Below are 19,875 nucleotides of genomic sequence, written 5' to 3' on the forward strand. Positions count from 1 at the left end.
GCATGACCGCTCTGATCGCCGCGCTCCTCGCCGGTGCCGTCGTCGGCCTGGCCCTCGGGGGTCTCGGCGGGGGCGGCAGCGTCCTCGCCGTACCCGCCCTGATCTACCTGCTCCGTTTCGACCCGGCCGACGCGACCACGGCCGGTCTCGTCATCGTCACCCTCACGTCCGTCACCGCGCTGAGCGGGCACGCCAGGGACGGCAACGTCGCCTGGCGCACCGGGCTCCTGTTCGCCGCCGCGGGTGTCGTGCCCGCGATGCTCGCCGGCACGGTGGCCGACCGGGTGCCCGCCGCGGTGCTCCTCGTGGCCTTCTCGGTCGTCGCCGCGCTGGCGGCGTCGCGGATGCTGCGTCCTCCGGTCACCGGCCCGTCCGGCCGCCCCGTCCGCCCCGCGAGGGCCGGTGCCGTCGGCGCCGGGCTGGGCGCGGTGACCGGGTTCCTGGGGGTGGGTGGCGGCTTCCTCGCCGTTCCGGCGCTGGTGGGCGTGCTGGGTCTGGCCATGCGCCGGGCCGTCGGCACCAGCCTCCTCGTCATCACGGTCAACTCCCTGGCCGCGCTCGGCGCCCGGGCCGGCACCGGGATGCACCTGGACTGGGCCGTCGTCGGCCCCTTCACCGCGGCCGCGGTGCTCGGCGCCTGGGACGGCAGACGCCTGACCGAGAAGGTCAGCGGCCGGACGCTGCAGACCCTCTTCGCCTGCGCGCTCCTCGCGGTGGCCCTGTTCATGCTCGCCGACGCGCTCGTCCCGTGAGCGGCCGCCACCGCACGACCGACACATCCGCAGAAAGGACCTCCCCATGACCACCCCCGCCGCTCTCGACCCCCGCCAGGCCCACGCCCGCCTGCACGAACTCACCGTCATCGACGTCCGCACCCCCGGCGAGTACGCCGGCGGTCACCTGCCCGGCGCCCTCAACGTGCCGCTGGACCGGCTCCGGCGTGCCCTGCCCGCCGTCCGTGCCGCCGCCGAGCGCGGCGACGTGCTCGTGGTCTGCGCCTCCGGCAACCGCTCGGCGAACGCCTGCCGTGTCCTCGCCGAGCACGGCATCCGCGCCGCGACCCTCGCCGGAGGCACCGGGGCCTGGGCCGCGCAGGGACACGCACTCGCCCGGCCCGAGGGAGCCGCGAAGGCCACCTGGGGCATGGAACGGCAGGTCCGCCTCACCGCCGGCCTCGTCGTCCTGCTCGGCCTCCTGCTCGGCGTGCTGGTGCACCCGGCCTTCCAGTTGCTGTCCGCGGGCATCGCGGGCGGACTGGTCTTCTCCGCCCTCACCGACACCTGCGGCATGGCGGCCGTGCTCGCCAAACTCCCCCACAACCGGCCCCGCCGCCCCGGCCTGGACGCCACGCTCGCCCGGCTGCGCGGCCACTGACGGCGCCCCGGCGCCGCCCTCAGACCTGCCGGAGCACCACGAGGACGACCAGGAGCACCGTCGCTCCCGCGCTCATGCCGTGCGCGACCACCCCGGTCAGCGGGAAGTGGCGTTCCGCCGTGCCGGTGGCCTGGGAGTGGCGGCCGGAGCTGGGCAGCCAGCGCAGCAGCATCATGAAGCCCAGGGCCGCCACGACCAGGACCGCGGCGCAGGCCGCCCACGCCGTGCCCCGGAGGCCGCCCAGGAGGTACACGGCCCAGGCGGCCAGTCCGCTGACGGCCAGCAGGACGTGACCGACCACCAGCCACAGCGGCAGCCGCGTCACGCCGGGCGTCCGCTGGCGCAGGCCGCCGTGCCGGATCCAGACCGTGGCGAGGTAGGTGCCCAGGGCCGCGGTCAGCAGCCAGGCGCCGAGGACGACCATGTCCATGTGTACCGTTCCCCCCTGCCCGGTGACGGCGCGCTGTGTCTCAGCGGACTCAGCACAGCGCACCCGGCGGGGGCGGACCGGACGTCCATTCCGGGATTCACCCGTAGGCGTGAACCATGGCGCCCGGGTCTGGCCAAACGGGGCCCGGAGTGTCAGGCCAGGGACAGCACCGACGTCAGCACCTGACGCAGCATCGCCGCGGGGTCCGGCGCCGGTCCGGGGGCACGCCACGCCACGAAGCCGTCCGGGCGCACCAGGACCGCTCCGCCCCGCGTCACGCCGTGGGCCTTCGCCCAGTCGGTGTCGTCGTCCTCGGGCAGCAGTTCGGCGTCCGGGGACTTGCCCACCCGGTACGCCGTCAGCGGGACGCTCATCTCGTGGGCCAGCCGCGTCGCCGCCTCGTGCCACCCGCTGGGCTCCGTGGCGTCGCTGAGCAGGACGAGGGTGCGCTCGTAGAGGTCGAGGGTGGAGACGCGGTCCTCACCGCGGCGCAGCCACAGGTGCGGGGCCCTGCTGCCGGGTTCGCCCGTCAGCGAGAGCGCGTCCGGGACCACCGGCGTCGCCGGGTCGGCGCCGACGACCGCGCCCTGGGGGTAGCGGTAGCCGAGGGCGACGTTGAGGATGCCGCGCTGCGGACCGCCGCCGCCTCCGGGGGCCGGGGGCGGGGCGAAGCCGGGGTGGCTGTGCTCGGCGGAGCGGGCGGCGGCACGGGCGCTGGTGGCCTCCGCGACCGGGCGGCGTTCGGCGTCGTAGGTGTCGATCAGGCCGTCACCGGCCCAGCCGTCGAGGACGGCGGCCAGTTTCCAGGCGAGGTTGTGGGCGTCCTGGATGCCGGTGTTGGAGCCGAAGGCGCCGGTGGGGGACATCTCGTGGGCCGAGTCGCCGGCCAGCAGGACGCGGCCCGAGCGGTAGCTGCGGGCGACGCGCTGGGCGGCGTGCCAGGGGGCCTTGCCGGTGATCTCCACGTCGAGGCCGGGGTCGCCGATCGCGCGGCGGATGTGGGCGGCGCAGCGCTCGTCGGTGAAGTCCTCGACCGTCTCGCCGTTCTCCGGGTGCCAGGGGGCGTGGAAGACCCAGTCCACCCGGTTGTCCACCGGGAGCAGGGCGCCGTCCGCGTCCGGGGCGGTGAGGTAGCAGACGATGAAGCGGCGGTCCCCCACGACGTCGGCCAGCCGACGGGAGCGGAACGTGATGCTGATGTTGTGGAAGAGATCCCCGGGGCCGCTCTGACCGATGCCGAGCTGCTCACGGACGGGGCTGCGGGGGCCGTCGGCGGCCACCAGGTAGTCCGCGCGGATCGTGGTGTGCTCGCCGGTCTCCCGGTTCTCCACGATCGCCGTGACCCCCTCGTCGTCCGCGTCGAACGACATCAGCTGCGTGCCGAAGCGCAGCTCGCCGCCGAGTTCGCGGGCGTGGGCGAGCAGTTCGGGCTCGAGGTCGTTCTGGCTGCACAGGCACCAGCCGCTGGGGCTGAACCGGGCGAGTCCGTTGCCGGGGTCGATCTGCTTGAACAGCCACTCCCCCTCGTCACCGACCAGCGTCGGCGTCTGGAGGATGCCGTGGTTGTCGGCCAGCGTGGCGGCGGCCCGGCGGATGCCCGGCTCCGTGCCCGACACCCGGAAGAGTTCCATCGTGCGGACGTTGTTGCCGCGTCCCCGCGGGTGGATGGAGGTGCCGGCGTGCCGCTCCACCAGGGTGTGCCGGACGCCGAGCCGACCCAGGAACACCGAGGTCGACAGGCCGACCAGGGACCCTCCGACGATCAGCACCGGGACGCGGTGGATCCCGGGTCCCGATCGATCGGCTCTTTCGTTCATCGCTCGTCCTCCGTTGGTCGGGCCCCGCTGGGCCGCGGTCGAGTGGCAGGTCCCGTGACATGCAGGGGCCGGGCCTTCATGCATGCCCCGTGACGCCTGCGGCGGCTCAGGCTTCACCCGCTTAACCCGCCTGGTTCGCGGTCCCCGCGGGCACGGCACACGATCGTGCTTGTGCGGCCGGCGCACCCCGCCCCACACGGCGCGCGCGGCGTGCGGTCGCACTCCCCCAGTCCACGAGGAAATTCCCCCGAGAAGAGGTGGGCCGGATGACGGTCTCTCCCGTCGTGTCGTCGGATGCCGCAGCCACGGGTGCCGGGGCGACGGCCGCCGTGTCCGCGGACGCGGGCGGCGTCTCGATATCGGCGTTCGACGGATCGCGCGTGCGGGTCGTGCTGATGCTCGACATCCACGACGGCATGCAGCAGGAGTTCCTCAACGCCTACGAGCGCATCCGTCACCGGGTCGCGGCCGTGCCGGGACATGTCAGCGACCAGCTGTGCCAGTCCCTGGAGAACCCGACGCAGTGGCTGCTCACCAGCGAATGGGAGAGCGCGGCGCCCTTCCTGGCGTGGGTCAACAGCGACGAGCACCTGTCGGCCGTCGAGCCGCTGCAGGACTGTGTCCGCGACACCCGCTCCCTGCGCTACAGCGTGCTGCGGGAGACCCTCGCCGACGGCATCGAGCCGTCCGCCGGGGCCGGTGAGGCGCTGCGGGCCGCTCCCCGGGTGGGGGGCAACGTCGTGCGGCACGCCCTGACCTTCACCGTGCGGCCGGGCAGCGAGGCCAAGGTCGCCGAGCTACTGTCCAACTACGCGTCGCCCGAGGCGCAGGTCGACGGGAACACCCGGCTGCTGCGCACCTCGCTCTTCATGCACGGCAACCGGATCGTGCGGGCCGTGGAGGTGCGGGGCGACCTGCAGAACGCGCTGCGCCACGTCGCCCGGCAGCCCGGGGTGCGGGCCGTCGAGGAGGCCCTCGACCCGTACCTGGAGCAGGACCGCGACCTGGACGACCCGCACTCCGCCCGCCGGTTCTTCACCCTGGCGGCGATGCCGGCCGTCCACCACGTGGCGTCCGCGACCGGGGCCGAGGCCCGCCCGCAGCGGTGTGCGCTGCTCTATCCCGTCCGGGCGGGTGCGGGACCGGAACTCGCCCGCCTGCTGGCCCGGCAGGACGCGTCCGCCGTGTACACGCCGGACGGTCCGGTCCTCGCCGCCACCGTCTTCCACCGCGACGACCTCGTCGTCCGGCTCGTCGACGTGGCCGGGGACCCGGACGAGTCGCCCGCGTTCGTCCTGGGACTGCACGACCGTGCCGGGTCCTCGGACGCGGCCGGTGTCGCGGTGGCCGAGCGGCTGCTGGACACCGCCTCCGTCGGCATCGACGGGCCGCTGACGGACGCCGGCACGCTGTCGCGGCTGCTCGCGCGGGCCCGCATGACGCCGCTCACCGACCGGCGTTCGCTCCCCTCCTGAACCGTCGGCGCGCGCCGGCCCGCCGGCCGGGCCGCGCGCCGTCCTCCCCCACCGCCTTCCGTCCTTCCGGAGTGACCGACATGACAGACCAGCAGGTACGCATCGTCTCCCTCGGCGACATCGCGCCCAACACGCGTCGCGGCGGAGACCTCCGCGCCCTTCTCACGCCCACCACCGCCGGGTCGACCAGCGGCTTCATGGGTGTGGCCATCGTGCAGCCGGGCGAGCGCATCGCCGAGCACTACCACCCGTACTCCGAGGAGTTCGTGTACGTCACCGACGGCACCCTCGAGGTGGACCTGGACGGGGCACCGCACTCGCTCTCCGTCGGGCAGGGCGTGCTGATCCCGCAGAACGTGCGCCACCGCTTCCGCAACGTCGGCGCGGTCGAGGCGCGGATCGTCTTCCACCTGGGGCCGCTGGCCCCGCGGCCGGAGCTCGGCCACGTCGACACCGAGGACGCGGAGGGCAACGCCCTGCCGCACGAGGGCCACGCGGGGTGCGCCGGGCACGAGCGTCCCGCCGCGGCGGCCGAGGCGGTGTCATGACGCGGCGACGGGTCGCCGTCACGGGCATAGGCGTCGTCGCCCCCGGCGGGATCGGCGTGCCCCAGTTCTGGGGCCTGTTGTCCGACGGCCGTACGGCGACGCGGCGCATCTCCCTCTTCGATCCGGCGGGCCTGCGCTCGCAGATCGCCGCCGAGTGCGACTTCGACGCCTCGGCGCTGGGGCTGGACATCGCCACCGTGCAGCGGTGCGACCGGTACGTGCAGTTCGCGCTGGTCGCCGCCGCCGAGGCGGTGCGCGACGCGGAGCTCGACCTGGGCCGGCTGGACCCGTGGCGGGCCGGTGCCACGCTGGGCACCGCGGTCGGCGGCACGACCCGGCTGGAACACGACTACGTCCTGGTCAGCGAGCGCGGCTCGCGGTGGGACGTGGACGACCGGCGGGCCGAGCCGCATCTGGAGCGGGCCTTCACCCCGGCGACGCTCGCGTCGGCCGTGGCCGAGGAGTTCGGCGTGCACGGGCCGGTGCAGACGGTGTCCACCGGGTGCACGTCCGGTCTGGACGCGGTGGGGTACGCCTACCACGCCATCGCCGAGGGACGTGTCGACGTGTGCCTGGCGGGCGCGGCGGACTCGCCGATCTCGCCGATCACCATGGCCTGCTTCGACGCCATCAAGGCGACCTCGCCGAACAACGACGACCCGGAGCACGCCTCCCGGCCCTTCGACGCCGACCGCAACGGTTTCGTCATGGGCGAGGGCGCGGCGGTCCTGGTCCTGGAGGACCTGGAGCACGCCCGGGCCCGCGGCGCGGACGTGTACTGCGAGGTCTCCGGCTACGCGACCTTCGGCAACGCGTACCACATGACCGGGCTGACCAAGGAGGGCCTGGAGATGGCGCGGGCCATCGACACGGCGCTCGACATGGCCCGGCTGGACGGCTCCGCGGTCGACTACGTCAACGCGCACGGCTCCGGCACCCAGCAGAACGACCGGCACGAGACCGCGGCCGTCAAACGGTCGCTGGGCGACCACGCCTACCGGACGCCGATGAGCTCGATCAAGTCGATGGTGGGCCACTCGCTCGGCGCGATCGGCTCGATCGAGGTGGCGGCGTGCGTGCTGGCGATGCACCACCAGGTGGTGCCGCCCACGGCCAACTACACGACCCCCGACCCCGAGTGCGACCTGGACTACGTGCCGCGCGAGGCCCGGGAGCGTTCGCTCCGTCACGTGCTGTCGGTGGGCAGCGGCTTCGGCGGCTTCCAGTCCGCCGTCGTACTCAGCGGTTCCGGTTCTGGTTCCGGCTTGGAAGGAGGGCCGCGATGAGCGGACGACAACGGCCCCGGCGGGCGGTCGTCACCGGCCTCGGCGTGGTGTCCCCGCACGGCATCGGGGCCGAGGCGCACTGGAAGGCCGTCGCGGACGGCACCAGCAGCCTCGGGCCCGTCACCCGGGAGGGCTGCGAGAACCTGCCGCTGCGGGTGGCGGGCGAGGTGCGCGGCTTCGACCCGTCGGAACTGATCGAGGAGCGGTTCCTCGTCCAGACCGACCGGTTCACGCACTTCGCGATGACCGCCGCTCAGCTCGCGCTGACCGACGCACGGTTCGGCCGTGCCGACGTGGAGTCGCCGTACTCGGTCGGTGTGGTCACCGCGGCCGGTTCGGGCGGCGGCGAGTTCGGGCAGCGGGAGCTGCAGAACCTGTGGGGCCAGGGGTCGCGGTACGTCGGCCCGTACCAGTCGATCGCCTGGTTCTACGCGGCCAGCACCGGCCAGATCTCCATCAGCAACGACTTCAAGGGTCCGTGCGGTGTCGTCGCCGCCGACGAGGCGGGCGGTCTGGACGCCCTCGCGCACGCGGCGATGGCCGTGCGGGGCGGCACCGACACGGTGGTGTGCGGCGCGACGGAGGCGCCGCTCGCCCCGTACTCGATCGTCTGCCAGCTCGGCTACCCCGAGCTGAGCCGGGCCACCGAAGCGGACCGCGCCTACCGCCCGTTCACGCAAGGTGCCTGCGGTTTCGCACCGGCCGAGGGCGGGGCCGTGCTCCTGCTGGAGGCGGAGGAAGCGGCGCGCGAGCGCGGGGCCGACCTGCGGGCGACGGTGGCCGGGCACGCGGCGACCTTCACCGGCGCCTCCCGCTGGGAGGAGTCGCGGGCCGGGCTGGCACGGGCGATCGAGGGCGCGCTGGCCGAGGCCGGCTGCCGGCCCGAGGAGGTGGACGTGGTGTTCGCGGACGCCCTCGGGGTGCCGGAGGCGGACCGAGCCGAGGCCCTGGCGATCGCCGACGCCCTCGGACCGCACGCGCGGCGGGTGCCGGTCACCGCGCCCAAGACCGGGACCGGGCGGGCGTACTGCGCGGCGCCGGTGCTGGACGTGGCCACCGCCGTGCTCGCCATGGAGCACGGGCTGATCCCGCCGACCCCGAACGTGTACGACGTCTGCCACGACCTGGACCTGGTGGCCGGCCGGGCCCGTCCCGCCGAGTCGCGCACCGCCCTGGTCCTCGGCCGGGGGCTCATGGGCTGCAACTCGGCGCTGGTCCTGCGCCAGGGCGCGCCCGCCGCCTGAGCACCGGCCCGGCCCGTCCGGAGCCGCCACCGTCCCGAGCAACACCGTCCCGAGCGGGCGCCGCCTCCCGGTGGGCGCCGATCCGAGTGAAGGAGCACCTCCGCATGACCGACCAAGTGGACTACCAGGTGACCGTCGAGGAACTGTCGGCGCTCATGAAGCGCACCGCCGGTGTGCACGTCGACCCGGTCACCCTCCAGCAGCAGGCCGACGCCGGTTTCGACACGTTCGGCCTGGACTCCCTCGGCCTGCTGGGCATCGTGGCCGAGCTGGAGAAGCGGTACGGGCTGGGCCTGCCGGAGCAGGCCGAGCGCTGCAAGACGCCCACGGATTTCCTCGCGCTGGTCAACGGCGCACTGAAGACGGGAGTGTGACGTGGCAGGGCACACGGACAACGAGATCACCATCGCCGCGCCGATGCCGCTGGTCTGGGACATGACCAACGACATCGAGAACTGGCCGCGGCTGTTCAGCGAGTACGCCTCGGTGGACGTCCTCGAACGCGACGGCGACCGGGTCACCTTCCGGCTCACCATGCACCCGGACGAGGAGGGGCGGGTGTGGAGCTGGGTGTCGGAGCGCGTCGCCGACCCGGTGACCCGCACCGTCCGCGCCCACCGGGTGGAGACCGGTCCCTTCCAGTACATGAACATCGTCTGGGAGTACACCGAGACCGCGGAGGGGACCCGGATGCGCTGGGTCCAGGACTTCGCGATGAAGCCGGAGGCGCCCGTCGACGACGCGGGGATGACGGACAACATCAACCGGAACTCCCGCACGCAGATGGCGCTGATCCGGGACCGCATCGAGCAGGCCGCGGGCGAGCGGCGGACCGCCGCGGCCGTCGCCGAGTGACACCGACGAGCCGACTGGCACCGACGAGCCGACTGGCACCGACGAAGGGCACCTCCCCATGCACCACACCCTGATCGTCGCCCGGATGGCACCGGGCGCGGCACCGGACATCGCGAAGGTGTTCGCCGAGTCCGACCGCGGCGAGCTGCCCCATCTGGTGGGCGTCAACCGGCGCAGTCTCTTCGAGTTCGGTGACGGTGTGTACCTGCACCTCATCGAGAGCGACGACGACCCGGCCCCCGCCATCGGCAGACTGACCGGGCATCCGGAGTTCCGCCAGGTCAGCGAGCGGCTGGAGCCGTACGTGTCGGCGTACGACCCGGCGACCTGGCGCGGTCCGAAGGACGCGATGGCGCGCTGCTTCTACACCTGGGACCGGAGCAGCGCCGGCTGACGCCGGTCCGCCGCCGCAGCGTCGGGGCCGCCCGCCTTCCGCGGGCTCGGTGCCGCCGCGGGTCCAGCCCGCGGCGGTCGGCGAGCCCTACGACCGCGACGGCGGCTACCTGGGCGGCCCCCCGGTTCCCTGACCGCGGCCGGCCGCGCCGGCGGGCGGTTCGCGGGACAGCCGGCGGGGCGAGGGGTGATGATCCCCTCATGACCACCACACCCTCCTTCGACCCGCGCGCCCTGCTGGCGGCGAGCCGGCTCGGCGTGCTCGCGACGATCAAGGCGGACGGCCGCCCCCAGCTGTCCCCCGTCAGCCCGTCCTACGGCCCGGAGTCCGGCGTCATCCGGGTCTCGACCCGCGAGGGCCTGGCCAAGACCGCCAACCTGCGCCGGGACCCGCGCGCCACGCTGGAGGTGACCGCCCCCGACGGCAGGTCCTGGGCCACCGCCGAGGGAACGGCGGTCCTGACCGGACCGGGCACCGACCCGCACGGCCCGGAGGTCGACGCGCTCGTGGAGTACTACCGGGCGGCCGCCGGGGAGCACCCGGACTGGGACGAGTACCGGGCGGTCATGGTGTCCGACCGCCGGGTGCTGGTCACGATCACCGTCGACCGGGTCTACGGGGCGGATCTCGGCTGAGCGGGTGCGGGTCGTGGGCCGGCCGGAGTTTTGTGCCGGAGCGGTGATCGATCCGTCCGCCGTTTGCGTACCTCCTGGCGTACGAGTCCCCCGTGTCGCCCTGGAGGCATCATGCGGCCGTCCCGCAGCAGGATCGGAGTCGTCGTCCTGTTCGGTGCGATGACCCTGACCCTCACCGCGCTGGCCTTCCCCGCCGTGCTCGGTCTGGACAAGCCCGACGGCGGTCAGGACCGCGTCGTCGCGAGCACGAAGTACGGCCCGCTGACCGAGGCCGACCGCGACTTCGTCGTCAAGGTCCGGGCCGCCGGGCTGTGGGAGTACCCGCTGGGCGAGATGGCCATGCGGCGCGGCACGACCGAGGCGATGAGGACGGCCGGCGAACACCTCGTCGTCGGGCACGCCGGCCTCGACGCGATGTGCCGCGAGATCGCCCCCGAGCTCGGCATCACCCTGCCCAACAAGGCCTCCCCGCAGCAGCAGGGCTTCGTGGCGACCGTCGACGCCAAGAGCGGCGGGGAGTTCGACTCCTCGGCGGTCAACATCATGCGCGTGACCCACGGTCAGATCTTCCCGGCCATCGCCAAGATCCGGGCCACCACGAAGAACACGCTCGTGCGGCAGCTCGCCGACCTGGCGAACGACACCGTCCTGGACCACATCACGGTCCTGGAGAAGACCGGGCTGGTCGAGTACGACCAGGTCACCTTCCAGCAGACCGGCCCGGCCAAGCTCCCGAAGGACAGGGTCACCCCGCCCCCGCCCCAGCCGGGCGAGGGGGTCCTGGTGCTCAAGCCGCGCCCCGACCTGGACGTGAACACCGCCGCGCCGGCGCCGACGCCGTCACCCGCCGCACCCTGACAGGGCGGCGGGCGGTCAGGCGCCGGGGGGCGCCGTGACGTCCGCCGCCCAGCCCAGCGGGTGCGGCTCGGAGTCGTCCGGTGCCGGGACCAGGGGCTCGCCGCCGGCCTCGCTGAAGGCGGTGAGCGCCTCGACGAGCGCCGCCCGCTGCCGCGGAGCGAGCCGTTCGACGATGGCGGCGACCTCCGTGCGGCGCCGCGAGGTGACGTGCTCCACCGTGCGCCGGCCCTCGTCGGTGAGCCGCAGCAGGGTCTCGCGGCGGTTGGCGGGGTTGGTCTGCCGGTCGGCGAGGCCGGCCGCGATCAGCCGGTCGAGCATGCGCATCGCCGTGGACGGGGCCACGTGCAGCAGGTCGGCCAGGGTGACCAGTTTGGTGGCGCCCCTGGTGGAGAGGACCACCAGCATCCTGAACTGCGGCAGGGTCACCCGCTCCTCCACCTCGGCGAGCGACCGGGCGGAGACCGCCACCAGCAGTCTCGACGCGGCCAGCACGGCGCGGGTGACCGCGTCGACGTCGTCCAGGGCCCCCGCGGGCGTCTCACGCTCCGGCATGTCTCCTTTCTACCGTGCCCGCACGGCCCCGCCACGCACGCGACCGGAACCGCACCTGCCGCCCACCTTTCGACTGTGCAAAGGTGGGCTCGGAAGACGGTTCTCGGTCCGGGCCCGTGCCGGTCGCCCGCGAGAGCCGGGATCCCTGCCACCGAAGGGCGAGCATGACGCGCACCGACACCCCTCCGCACCGGCCCCCGCCGCCCGCCGGATGGCGGCGCTTCGCCGCCCGGCTGCCGATCCTCCTCCACCGCGTGGGGCTCGGACCGCTCTTCGGCGGACGGCTGCTTCTGCTGCACCACACCGGCCGGGTCAGCGGCCTGGACCGTCAGGTGGTCCTGGAGGTGGTGTCCCACGAACCGCAGGGGCCGGCCTGGACCATCGCCTCGGGCTTCGGCCCGCAGGCCGACTGGTACCGCAACCTGCGGCAACAGCCCAAGACCGTCGTCCAGTTCGGCAATCGCCACCACGCCGTCACCGCCCGCTTCCTGCCGGCCGAGGACGGTGCCGCGGTCATGGCCGCGTACGCACGGCGGCACCCGGGGACGGCCCGGCGCCTGTGCGCGTTCATGGGGTTCGCGGTGGACGGCGGCGAGGCGTCGTTCCGCGAGGCCGGGCGGGCCGTCCCCTTCGTGCGGCTCGACGCGTCCGAGGGAGGCCGCCGGGCGTGAGAACGGGCCGGCGGGCCCGGCCGCCGCGCGGGCGGCGCGGGTCACGCGCTGCGCCTGCGGGACGCCGTCTTCTTCGCGGTGCTCTTCGAGGCGGCGCTCTTGGCCGTCGTCTTCTTCCCCGTCGCCTTGGCCGCCGTCTTCTTCCCCGACCGCCCGGCCGACGACTTCTTCGTGGCGGCCGTCTTCTTCGCCGCCGTCTTCTTCGCGGCCGTCGACGTGGACTTCTTGCCGCCGGTCTCCTTCGGCGTGCGGGAGGCCGCCGCCTTGGGCAGCGTCCTGACCTCGGCCTCCTCCCCCTCCTCGCCCCGGGACTCGCGCGCCGCCCGCACGCTGTTCTCCAGGGCGGCCATGAGGTCCAGCACCTTGCCGGACCGCGCCGGCTCCGGGCTCTCCGGGGGTGTCTCGCCGGCGGCCTTGGCGGCGATGACCTCCTCCAGGGCCTCGCGGTACTCGTCGTGCAGGTCGTCCAGGTCGATCTCGCCGAGCGTGTCCATCAGGGCGTCCGCGAGGTCCAGCTCCTGGTCGCGGACCGTGACGTTCGTGTCCGGGGCGACGCCCTCGGGAGCGCGCACCTCGTCCGGCCACAGCAGGCCGTGCATCGCGATGGCCTCGCCGACGACCCGCAGCATCCCGAGGCGCTCGCGGCCCCGCAGCGCGTACTTGGCGATGGCCACCCGGTTGCTGCGCTTGAGCGCCTCGCGCAGCAGGGTGTACGGCTTGGCGGCGGGGGCGCCGCTCGCCGCCAGGTAGTACGCGGCGTCCAGCTGGAGCGGGTCGATGCGCTCCTCGGGCACGAAGGCCACGATCTCGATCGTCCGCGCGGTCGGGATCGGCAGGTGGGACAGGTCGTCGTCGGTGATCGGGATCATCGAGCCGTCCGCGTCCTCGTACGCCTTGCCGATCTCGCCCTGGGTGACCTCGCGGTCCTCCAGCTCGCAGACCTTGCGGTACCGGATCCGGCCGCCGTCCTCGGTGTGGATCTGGCGGAAGGAGATCGCGTGGCTCTCGGTCGCGTTCACCAGCTTGATCGGGATGCTGACCAGGCCGAAGGAGATGGCGCCGTTCCAGATGGACCTCACGTGCAGCTCCTTTCTGATCGCTTGCCACGCTGGGCGGTTTGTCCATGTTTCATGAGTTTCGTGAGATTCTCATCGTATGGCGCCTATCACGGAGGTGGAGGGGCGGCGGGTGGCCCTCAGCAACCTGGAGAAGGTGCTGTATCCGGCGACCGGCCTCACCAAGGGCGAGCTGCTGCACTACTACGCGACCACCGCCGAGGTGCTGCTGCCGCACCTGCGGGACCGCCCGGTGTCCTTCCTGCGCTACCCGGACGGACCCGACGGCCAGCTGTTCTTCACCAAGAACGTGCCGCCGGGTACGCCCGACTGGGTCACCACCGCCGAGGTGCCCCGGTCGGAGGGGCCGGCCCGGATGGTGCTGGTGCAGGACCTGGCGAGCCTGATGTGGGCGGCGAACCTGGTGACCGAGTTCCACACGCACCAGTGGACCGCGGACGATCCCGGCGAAGCCGACCGGCTGGTGTTCGACCTCGACCCCGGGCCGCCCGCGACCGTGGTGCAGTGCTGCGAGGTCGCGCTGTGGCTGCGGGACCGGCTGGCGGCGGACGGGATCGAGACGTACGCCAAGACGTCCGGCGCGAAGGGGCTGCACCTGCTGGCCGGGGTGCGCGGGTCGTCGTCCGAGCGGGTGTCGGAGTACGCGAAGGCGCTGGCGGTGGAGGCGGAGCGGGCCCTGCCGCGGCTGGTGGTGCACCGGATGACGCGCAGCCTGCGTCCGGGGAAGGTGTTCGTGGACTGGAGCCAGAACGCCGCGCGCAAGACGACCGCCGCGCCGTACACGATGCGCGCCCGCACCGAACCGGCCGTGTCCACACCGGTGACATGGGAGGAGGTGGCCGGGTGCGGGCGGCCGGAGCAGCTGGTGTTCCGGGCGGGGGACCTCGCGCCGCGGGTGCGGGACCACGGCGACCTGCTGGCGCCCCTGTTCGACCGGCGCCGTGCGGCGCCGCTGCCCTGACGGTCCTCGGGCCCGGCCGGGCGCCGAGACGGGTTCCCGGGCCGGCGCCGGGCCGGCGGGCCCGCGTCACGCGATGCCCTTTTCACGCCCGTGCGTGCACTCCGCCCGGACGGTCCCCGTGCCGGACCGTCAGACCCGCGCCCACGCGGTGCGGTCCCGGGCCATCGCGTGCAGGGCCTCCACGTCCGCCGGCTTGAGCACCCCGCCCTGGCGGGCCAGACCCGGCAGCTCCTCGGCGGTCAGGACGCGGACCTCGCGCGGCGGGACCGTGACCTCCACACCGGCCGGGCCGGCGAGGACCAGGACGGGACGCACCTCGGCGGTCAGGGCGTAGGAGGCGCGGCCGGCGTCGGCGCGGACCCGGTCCAGCAGGGGCCACGGCGCGCGGCGGCCCAGCGTGACCAGCGGGTCGGCGACCCGGACCCACTGCCTGCGGGCGGGCAGCACGTGGACGGCGAAGAGGCCGCCGGGCCCGATCACCAGGTGGTGGATGCGGTCGCCGCCGGGCAGCGGGACCGAGTGCAGGGTGTGCCAGCCGGCGCCGTCGAGCCGGTCGAGGACCTGCCCGGTCAGCTCCTCGGCCGCCAGCTCCCGGCGGCGCGGGTCGGGGCGCAGCCGGTGCGCCGGACGGGGGTCGCGGTCCAGGGCGACCAGGAGCGCCTCGCCGGGCCGGTTGGGGGCGAGGTCGTCGTCCGGGTGGAGGGAGAGCCGGGCCAGCTCGGCGGGGGTGGGGACCGGGGGCGGGCCGACGGTGACGGCGCCGGTGAGGAAGGGGCCCAGGGCCTCGAGCACCTCGTCCTCGCGCTCGTCGCTCAGCAGGCTGACCCGGGCCGCCTCACGGTCGTACCAGGCGACGTTCCCGCCGTCCGCGCGGCAGACGTAGAGCCGCTCCCGGCCGTGCCGCCAGGTCGGTACGACGCGCAGTCCGCTCATGCACCATCACCCCACGACCATGGGACCAGGAGGGTGCTCCCGGGGCAAGACCGGGCTACCTTTGGACGGGAGCGGGCAGGTCCTCGGGCGGGGTGGGGAGGCGCGTTGCGTACCCGTGGCAAGGGATCCGACGTACCGGCCCCGGCCAGGCCGTGGGACGAGATCGTGCCCGGGCTGTGGATGGGCGGGCACGAGTTCAGGCGGCAGGGCGGGCTGCTGGAGTCCGCCGTGGTGCGGGACGAGTTCGACCTCGTGCAGACGCTGATCAGGCTGCCCGGTCACGGCCCCGGCCCGGGCGTCGAGCACCAGGTGTGGCCGATCCCCGACGGGCCCCTGGACGGGACACAGCTGGCGGGGGTGATCCGGCTCGCCCAGGCCGCGGGCGAGGCGCTGGACGCGGGACGCAGGGTCCTGGTCCGCTGCTACCACGGGTACAACCGCTCCGGGCTCGTGGTCGCGCAGGTCCTGATGTACCGGGGCCGCGGCGCCGAGGAGGCGATGCGGCTGATCCGGACCCGCCGCTCGCCGTGGGCGCTGCACAACGAACTGTTCGCGGAGTACCTGCGGGCCGGTCTGGTGACCGCCCGGCTGCTGGAGGAACTGGCCGAGTAGCCCGGCACGCGACCGGGCAGGCAAAATGGACTCCCGTACGAACGAGGGTGCGGGCCACAGACGATCGCCGACTCGACGGTCACCGAACTCCAGGAGAGCCGTGCTCCCCAGCCGCCGTGGGCGCCCGGCCCGTCTCCCCGCCGCCTGCGCGCTGCTCCTGGCGACCGCGGCGGCCTCGGCGGCACTGGCCGGCTGCGGCGACACGGGCGGGCTGCGGAGCGCCGGCGCCACACCCACCGCGGTCAGCCCCGCCCGCCTGTGGCCGGACCTGACGCCGGCCTCGTCCCCGGCCTACGACATCGGCGAGGTGGACCACGAGGTGGTCGAGGGCGTCGCCGTGCCGGACGGTGACATCCGCCGCGCGGACCCGGTGGCCGCCGTACGGGCCGAGATCGCGGCGCACCCGGACGACTACGCGGGCGACAAGGCACCGTACCGGGAGACGGCCCGCCGCATGCGGGACTGCGGCGCGGCCGGCGAGAGCGCCCGCTGCCCCGTCCTGCGGCCGTACTACCGGGACCTGACCGGCGACGGACGTCCCGAGCTGACGCTGGGCTTCCGGCTGCTGCCCGCGAAGATGACGGCCGTGCGCGTCTACGGCGTCGAGAAGGGACGGCTCGTGCGGGTCATGTCCTACGAGGACGCCGTGAGCGCGGTCGAGCTGGCCGGGCGGTCGGTGATCGTCCGGTCGCCGTCGGAGGTGGCGGGCTACGAGTACCGCCTCCAGTGGACGTGGGACCCCGACCAGGACGCGATGCTCCTCACCCACGACGAGATGCTGCGCACCGGCGACGCGGCGGGCACGGAACGCCCCTCGCCTTCCCCGTCGGTCTCTCCGTCGGCCTCTCCGTCGGTCTCCCCGTCGGCGAGCACCCGGTGAGGGCCGTCCTTCCGCGGTGGGCCGGCCCGCTCGCCCTGAAGGCGGCCGTCTTCATCACCGTGATGTGCTGCGCGCTCGCCGCCCTGCTCGGCGTCCTGGTGCACGTCTCGGTGACCGACCAGACCGTGGGGCAGGCCCGCGACGTCGCCCTGGCCCGGCTGCGGGAGGCGACGGAGGCGTACGAGGCCGGGGACCCGCTGCGCCGGGGCGCGGGCGTCGATCCGCCGGGGCTGCCGCGGTCGCTGCGGGAGCTGGCCGCCTCCGGCCGGCGCGGCACGATGGTCGCCGAGCACGACGGACGCCCCACGATGTGGGCGGCGGGCCCGGCCGCCGGCGGCCGGGCCATCGCGGTGCGGGTCGACCACTCCCAGGGCGAACGCACCATCGACGGCCTGGACCGGGCGATCGTGTGGTCGTCGGGGCTGGCGATCGGGGCGACGCTGGTGGTGGGCGCCTTCGCCGTGACCCGGGTGACGCGCCGGCTGCACACCACGGCGCGCGTGGCCCGGCGGATCAGCGCGGGCGACCTCGACGCACGGGTCGGCGACCCCCGGACGAAGGATCCGACGCGTCCGCAGGACGAGGTGGCCTCGGTCGCCGCCGCGCTGGACTCCATGGCCGCGTCGCTGCAGGGCAAGCTGCTCGCCGAGCAGCGGTTCACCGCGGACGTGGCGCACGAGCTGCGGACCCCGCTGACCGGGCTGCACGCGGCGGCCGAGCTGCTGCCGCCGGGCCGTCCGACCGAGCTGGTGCGGGACCGGGTGGCCGCCCTGCGCACGCTGACCGAGGACCTGCTGGAGATCTCCCGGCTGGACACCGGGCGGGAGCGCCTGGAGGCCGACCCGGAGGAACTGGGCGCGCTGGCCCGGCGGGTCGTGCGGGGATCCGGCACCGGCGCGCGCGTGGACGTCGTACGGGACGCGCGGGTGGAGACCGACCGGCGGCGGCTGGAGCGGGTGCTGGGCAATCTCGTCGCCAACGCCGACCGGCACGGGCGGGCTCCGGTGGTGCTCACCGTGGACGGGCCGGTGATCACCGTGCGGGACCACGGCGACGGCTATCCCGAGTACCTCCTGGCGCACGGTCCGCAGCGGTTCCGCACCGAGAGCGGCGCGAAGGGGCACGGGCTCGGGCTGACGATCGCGCTGGGGCAGGCGGAGGTGCTCGGCGCGCGGCTGGAGTTCGCGAACCCGCCCGGCGGCGGGGCGCTGGCCGTCCTGACGCTGCCTCAGCGGCCCTGACCGGCACGGGCTCCGGACGGACCGCCCGGCCCGTCGCCCGGTCCTTCCCCGATGGCGCAGTGCGACGGGCGACCCCCGCCCGGCGCTCCTAATGTGGCGGTTAGTCACATTCGGCCACGTCGGCACTTTCGACCGCGTCGGCGCTCTCGCCTCCCGGGAGGTATCCATGTCGCTGCTGCACCCTCGTTCCCCCCTGACCCGGCGCATCGCCGTGACGGCCGCCGCCGGCGCGCTCGCCGCCGCCGTCGCCGTCGCCGTCACGCCCGCCGTCGCGAACGACGACTGGGGCGGCGGGGGCTCCGCTTCGGACAGTGCCGGCGTCAACCCCGCCGGGGGAAACGGCGGCGACGGGGGCGGGCGCGACGGCCGGCAGCAGCAGGGCGAGTACCGGGGCCGTGTCACGGCCGACCGGCTCGCCCTGCGCACCGCGCCGAACCGCGGCTCGAAGGTCATCCGGTACGCCCGCCGGGGCGAGGTCGTCCGCATCTACTGCAAGACCCCCGGCGACCGGGTGCAGGGGAACCCGCTCTGGTACCTCCTCACGGACGGCACCTGGGCCTGGGGCGCGGCCCGCTACATCGACAACATCGGTCCCGCGCCGCGCTGGTGCTGATGCCGACGGCCCCCACACCGCACCATTTGGGTAAGTTCCGGACATGACCAAGGCCGGAACCGAGACCGGAATCACCGTGGCACAGGCGGACACACCCGCTCCCGCCGCCCGCCTCCCCCGGCGCCGTGGCATCGAACTCGCCCTCATCGTCATGGCCGTCCTGCTGTCGGTGTTCGGTTACTGCAACGTCGGCCTCGCCCAGCAGGGCGCCCTGCCGCCCGGCGCCGCCGGTTACGGCGCCGGGCTCGGCGTGCTCGCGGTCCTCGCCCATCTGGCGGTACGGCTGCGCGCCCCCTGCGCAGACCCGCTGCTGCTGCCCATCGGCGTGCTCCTCAACGGCCTCGGCCTGGTGCTGATCTACCGGCTCGACCTGGAGACGCCGGGCGACCGGGCGGCCCCGGCCCAGCTGGTGTGGTCCACGCTGGGCGTGGCGCTGTTCATCGTCGTCGTCCTGCTCCTGCGCGACCACCGCGCCCTGCAGCGCTACGCCTACGTCTGCGTCGCCGCCGCGCTCGCCCTGCTCACCCTGCCGATCCTGTTCCCGGCCGTGAACGGCGCCCGCATCTGGATCAGGATCGAGGGCTTCTCCATCCAGCCCGGCGAGTTCGCCAAGGTGCTCCTCGCTGTGTTCTTCGCCGCGTACCTGGCCGCCAACCGCAGCGCCCTGGCGTACGCGGGCCGCCGCGTGTGGCGGCTGCAACTGCCCACCGGACGGGTGCTCGGCCCGATCGTCGCCGTGTGGCTGGTCAGCGTCGGCGTCCTGGTCCTGGAGCGCGACCTCGGGACCTCGCTGCTCTTCTTCGGCCTGTTCGTCGTCCTGCTCTACGTCGCCACCGGCCGCACCGGCTGGATCGCCGTCGGTCTGCTGCTGGCCTCGCTGGGCGCGGTCGCCGTGGGCTGGCTGGAGCCGCACGTGCACAGCCGGGTGGAGGACTGGCTGCACCCCTTCGCGTCGATCGAGGCGGGCGGGGGCGCCAACCAGCTCGCCCAGTCGCTGTTCGCCTTCGCCGCGGGCGGGGTGACCGGCACGGGCCTCGGCCTCGGGCACTCCGTGCTGATCGGGTTCGCCGTCAAGTCGGACTTCATCCTGGCGACGGCCGGGGAGGAGCTGGGCTTCCTCGGCCTGACCGCGGTCTTCCTGCTGTACGCGCTGCTGGTGGAGCGCGGCTTCCGTGCGGGCCTCGCCGCGCGCGACCCGTTCGGCCGGCTGCTCGCGGTCGGCCTCTCCTCGATCGTGGCGCTCCAGGTGTTCGTCATCGCGGGCGGCGTGACCGGGCTGATCCCGCTCACCGGCATGGCGATGCCGTTCCTGGCGCAGGGCGGCTCGTCGGTGGTCACCAACTGGGCGATCGTGGCGCTGCTGATCCGGGTCAGCCACGCGGCCCGCAGCCTGGGCGACGGGCGGGCGGCGCCGTGAGCG

General features: G+C 74.4%; 23 protein-coding genes. 18 read left to right on the forward strand and 5 right to left on the reverse strand.

What is annotated here, in order from left to right; translation table 11 throughout:
* Positions 1-2 precede the first annotated feature (2 nt).
* A complete protein-coding gene (locus ACGF3H_RS26860; protein WP_362486684.1) occupies positions 3-752 on the forward strand; it encodes a sulfite exporter TauE/SafE family protein in 750 nt (249 codons plus the stop codon).
* A 46-nt stretch (positions 753-798) separates the two neighbouring features.
* Positions 799-1,374 carry a rhodanese-like domain-containing protein gene (locus tag ACGF3H_RS26865; protein WP_362486686.1) on the forward strand — a complete coding sequence of 192 codons (576 nt, stop codon included), beginning with the start codon at positions 799-801 and terminating at the stop codon, positions 1,372-1,374.
* A 19-nt stretch (positions 1,375-1,393) separates the two neighbouring features.
* Here the strand turns inward: ACGF3H_RS26865 and ACGF3H_RS26870 are convergent, their stop codons facing one another.
* Together ACGF3H_RS26870 and ACGF3H_RS26875 are read right to left on the reverse strand one after the other, a co-directional pair.
* Positions 1,394-1,804, reverse strand: coding sequence for a hypothetical protein (locus tag ACGF3H_RS26870; RefSeq protein WP_362486688.1), 411 nt, complete (start codon positions 1,802-1,804; stop codon positions 1,394-1,396).
* Positions 1,805-1,956: 152 nt separating this feature from the next.
* Positions 1,957-3,621 (reverse strand): FAD-dependent monooxygenase, encoded by a 1,665-nt coding sequence (locus tag ACGF3H_RS26875; protein WP_362486690.1) that lies wholly within the window; start codon positions 3,619-3,621, stop codon positions 1,957-1,959.
* A gap of 266 nt (positions 3,622-3,887) precedes the next feature.
* Here ACGF3H_RS26875 and ACGF3H_RS26880 point away from each other — a divergent pair, with 266 nt between their 5' ends.
* From ACGF3H_RS26880 to ACGF3H_RS26920, 9 genes are all read left to right on the forward strand, one after another.
* A complete protein-coding gene (locus ACGF3H_RS26880) occupies positions 3,888-5,096 on the forward strand; it encodes a SchA/CurD-like domain-containing protein (RefSeq protein WP_362486692.1) in 1,209 nt (402 codons plus the stop codon).
* A gap of 80 nt (positions 5,097-5,176) precedes the next feature.
* Entirely contained in the window at positions 5,177-5,644 is a 468-nt protein-coding gene (locus ACGF3H_RS26885; protein WP_362486694.1) for a cupin domain-containing protein, read from the forward strand.
* Complete coding sequence (locus tag ACGF3H_RS26890) at positions 5,641-6,930, forward strand: beta-ketoacyl-[acyl-carrier-protein] synthase family protein (RefSeq protein ID WP_362486697.1); 1,290 nt, start codon at positions 5,641-5,643, stop codon at positions 6,928-6,930. The genes ACGF3H_RS26885 and ACGF3H_RS26890 overlap by 4 nt, the downstream gene beginning before the upstream one ends.
* The gene (locus tag ACGF3H_RS26895; protein WP_362486699.1) at positions 6,927-8,174 is read left to right on the forward strand and encodes a ketosynthase chain-length factor; all 1,248 of its coding nucleotides are present in this window, start codon (positions 6,927-6,929) and stop codon (positions 8,172-8,174) included. The genes ACGF3H_RS26890 and ACGF3H_RS26895 overlap by 4 nt, the downstream gene beginning before the upstream one ends.
* Before the next feature lie 104 nt (positions 8,175-8,278).
* On the forward strand, positions 8,279-8,548 hold the full coding sequence (locus tag ACGF3H_RS26900; RefSeq protein ID WP_362486701.1) for an acyl carrier protein: 270 nt from the start codon (positions 8,279-8,281) through the stop codon (positions 8,546-8,548).
* A 1-nt stretch (position 8,549) separates the two neighbouring features.
* On the forward strand, positions 8,550-9,029 hold the full coding sequence (locus ACGF3H_RS26905) for an SRPBCC family protein (RefSeq protein WP_362486703.1): 480 nt from the start codon (positions 8,550-8,552) through the stop codon (positions 9,027-9,029).
* 58 nt (positions 9,030-9,087) lie between these two features.
* Complete coding sequence (locus ACGF3H_RS26910; protein ID WP_362486704.1) at positions 9,088-9,423, forward strand: TcmI family type II polyketide cyclase; 336 nt, start codon at positions 9,088-9,090, stop codon at positions 9,421-9,423.
* Between the two features lie 200 nt (positions 9,424-9,623).
* Complete coding sequence (locus ACGF3H_RS26915; RefSeq protein ID WP_362486706.1) at positions 9,624-10,058, forward strand: PPOX class F420-dependent oxidoreductase; 435 nt, start codon at positions 9,624-9,626, stop codon at positions 10,056-10,058.
* A gap of 111 nt (positions 10,059-10,169) precedes the next feature.
* Positions 10,170-10,916, forward strand: a complete 747-nt coding sequence (locus tag ACGF3H_RS26920; RefSeq protein WP_362486708.1) for a DUF4142 domain-containing protein — start codon at positions 10,170-10,172, stop codon at positions 10,914-10,916.
* Between the two features lie 15 nt (positions 10,917-10,931).
* Here ACGF3H_RS26920 and ACGF3H_RS26925 read toward each other — a convergent pair whose 3' ends face one another.
* On the reverse strand, positions 10,932-11,468 hold the full coding sequence (locus ACGF3H_RS26925) for a MarR family transcriptional regulator (RefSeq protein ID WP_362486709.1): 537 nt from the start codon (positions 11,466-11,468) through the stop codon (positions 10,932-10,934).
* Positions 11,469-11,632: 164 nt separating this feature from the next.
* Here ACGF3H_RS26925 and ACGF3H_RS26930 point away from each other — a divergent pair, with 164 nt between their 5' ends.
* Positions 11,633-12,139: a nitroreductase family deazaflavin-dependent oxidoreductase gene (locus ACGF3H_RS26930; RefSeq protein ID WP_362486711.1), complete on the forward strand. Its 507-nt coding sequence runs from the start codon at positions 11,633-11,635 to the stop codon at positions 12,137-12,139.
* Positions 12,140-12,180: 41 nt separating this feature from the next.
* On the opposite strand, the gene ACGF3H_RS26935 is transcribed toward ACGF3H_RS26930, so the two are convergent.
* Complete coding sequence (locus ACGF3H_RS26935; RefSeq protein WP_362486713.1) at positions 12,181-13,218, reverse strand: Ku protein; 1,038 nt, start codon at positions 13,216-13,218, stop codon at positions 12,181-12,183.
* A 76-nt stretch (positions 13,219-13,294) separates the two neighbouring features.
* Here ACGF3H_RS26935 and ligD point away from each other — a divergent pair, with 76 nt between their 5' ends.
* Positions 13,295-14,176, forward strand: coding sequence for a non-homologous end-joining DNA ligase (gene ligD / locus ACGF3H_RS26940; RefSeq protein WP_362486715.1), 882 nt, complete (start codon positions 13,295-13,297; stop codon positions 14,174-14,176).
* A 129-nt stretch (positions 14,177-14,305) separates the two neighbouring features.
* Here the strand turns inward: ligD and ACGF3H_RS26945 are convergent, their stop codons facing one another.
* On the reverse strand, positions 14,306-15,109 hold the full coding sequence (locus ACGF3H_RS26945; protein ID WP_362486717.1) for a nuclease-related domain-containing protein: 804 nt from the start codon (positions 15,107-15,109) through the stop codon (positions 14,306-14,308).
* Between the two features lie 105 nt (positions 15,110-15,214).
* Here ACGF3H_RS26945 and ACGF3H_RS26950 point away from each other — a divergent pair, with 105 nt between their 5' ends.
* The 5 genes from ACGF3H_RS26950 (at position 15,215) to ACGF3H_RS26970 (ending at position 19,872) form a co-directional block, all read left to right on the forward strand.
* On the forward strand, positions 15,215-15,721 hold the full coding sequence (locus ACGF3H_RS26950; protein ID WP_362486719.1) for a dual specificity protein phosphatase family protein: 507 nt from the start codon (positions 15,215-15,217) through the stop codon (positions 15,719-15,721).
* A 100-nt stretch (positions 15,722-15,821) separates the two neighbouring features.
* Positions 15,822-16,601 (forward strand): hypothetical protein, encoded by a 780-nt coding sequence (locus ACGF3H_RS26955; RefSeq protein WP_362486720.1) that lies wholly within the window; start codon positions 15,822-15,824, stop codon positions 16,599-16,601.
* Entirely contained in the window at positions 16,598-17,842 is a 1,245-nt protein-coding gene (locus ACGF3H_RS26960; protein WP_362486722.1) for an ATP-binding protein, read from the forward strand. The genes ACGF3H_RS26955 and ACGF3H_RS26960 overlap by 4 nt, the downstream gene beginning before the upstream one ends.
* 166 nt (positions 17,843-18,008) lie before the next feature.
* Positions 18,009-18,455: an SH3 domain-containing protein gene (locus ACGF3H_RS26965; protein ID WP_362486724.1), complete on the forward strand. Its 447-nt coding sequence runs from the start codon at positions 18,009-18,011 to the stop codon at positions 18,453-18,455.
* Positions 18,456-18,498: 43 nt separating this feature from the next.
* Positions 18,499-19,872 carry an FtsW/RodA/SpoVE family cell cycle protein gene (locus ACGF3H_RS26970; RefSeq protein WP_362486726.1) on the forward strand — a complete coding sequence of 458 codons (1,374 nt, stop codon included), beginning with the start codon at positions 18,499-18,501 and terminating at the stop codon, positions 19,870-19,872.
* The last annotated feature ends 3 nt before the right edge of the window (positions 19,873-19,875 follow it).

Origin of the sequence: Streptomyces sp. NPDC048185 (assembly GCF_043202495.1) — a bacterium.
GTDB lineage: Bacteria > Actinomycetota > Actinomycetes > Streptomycetales > Streptomycetaceae > Streptomyces.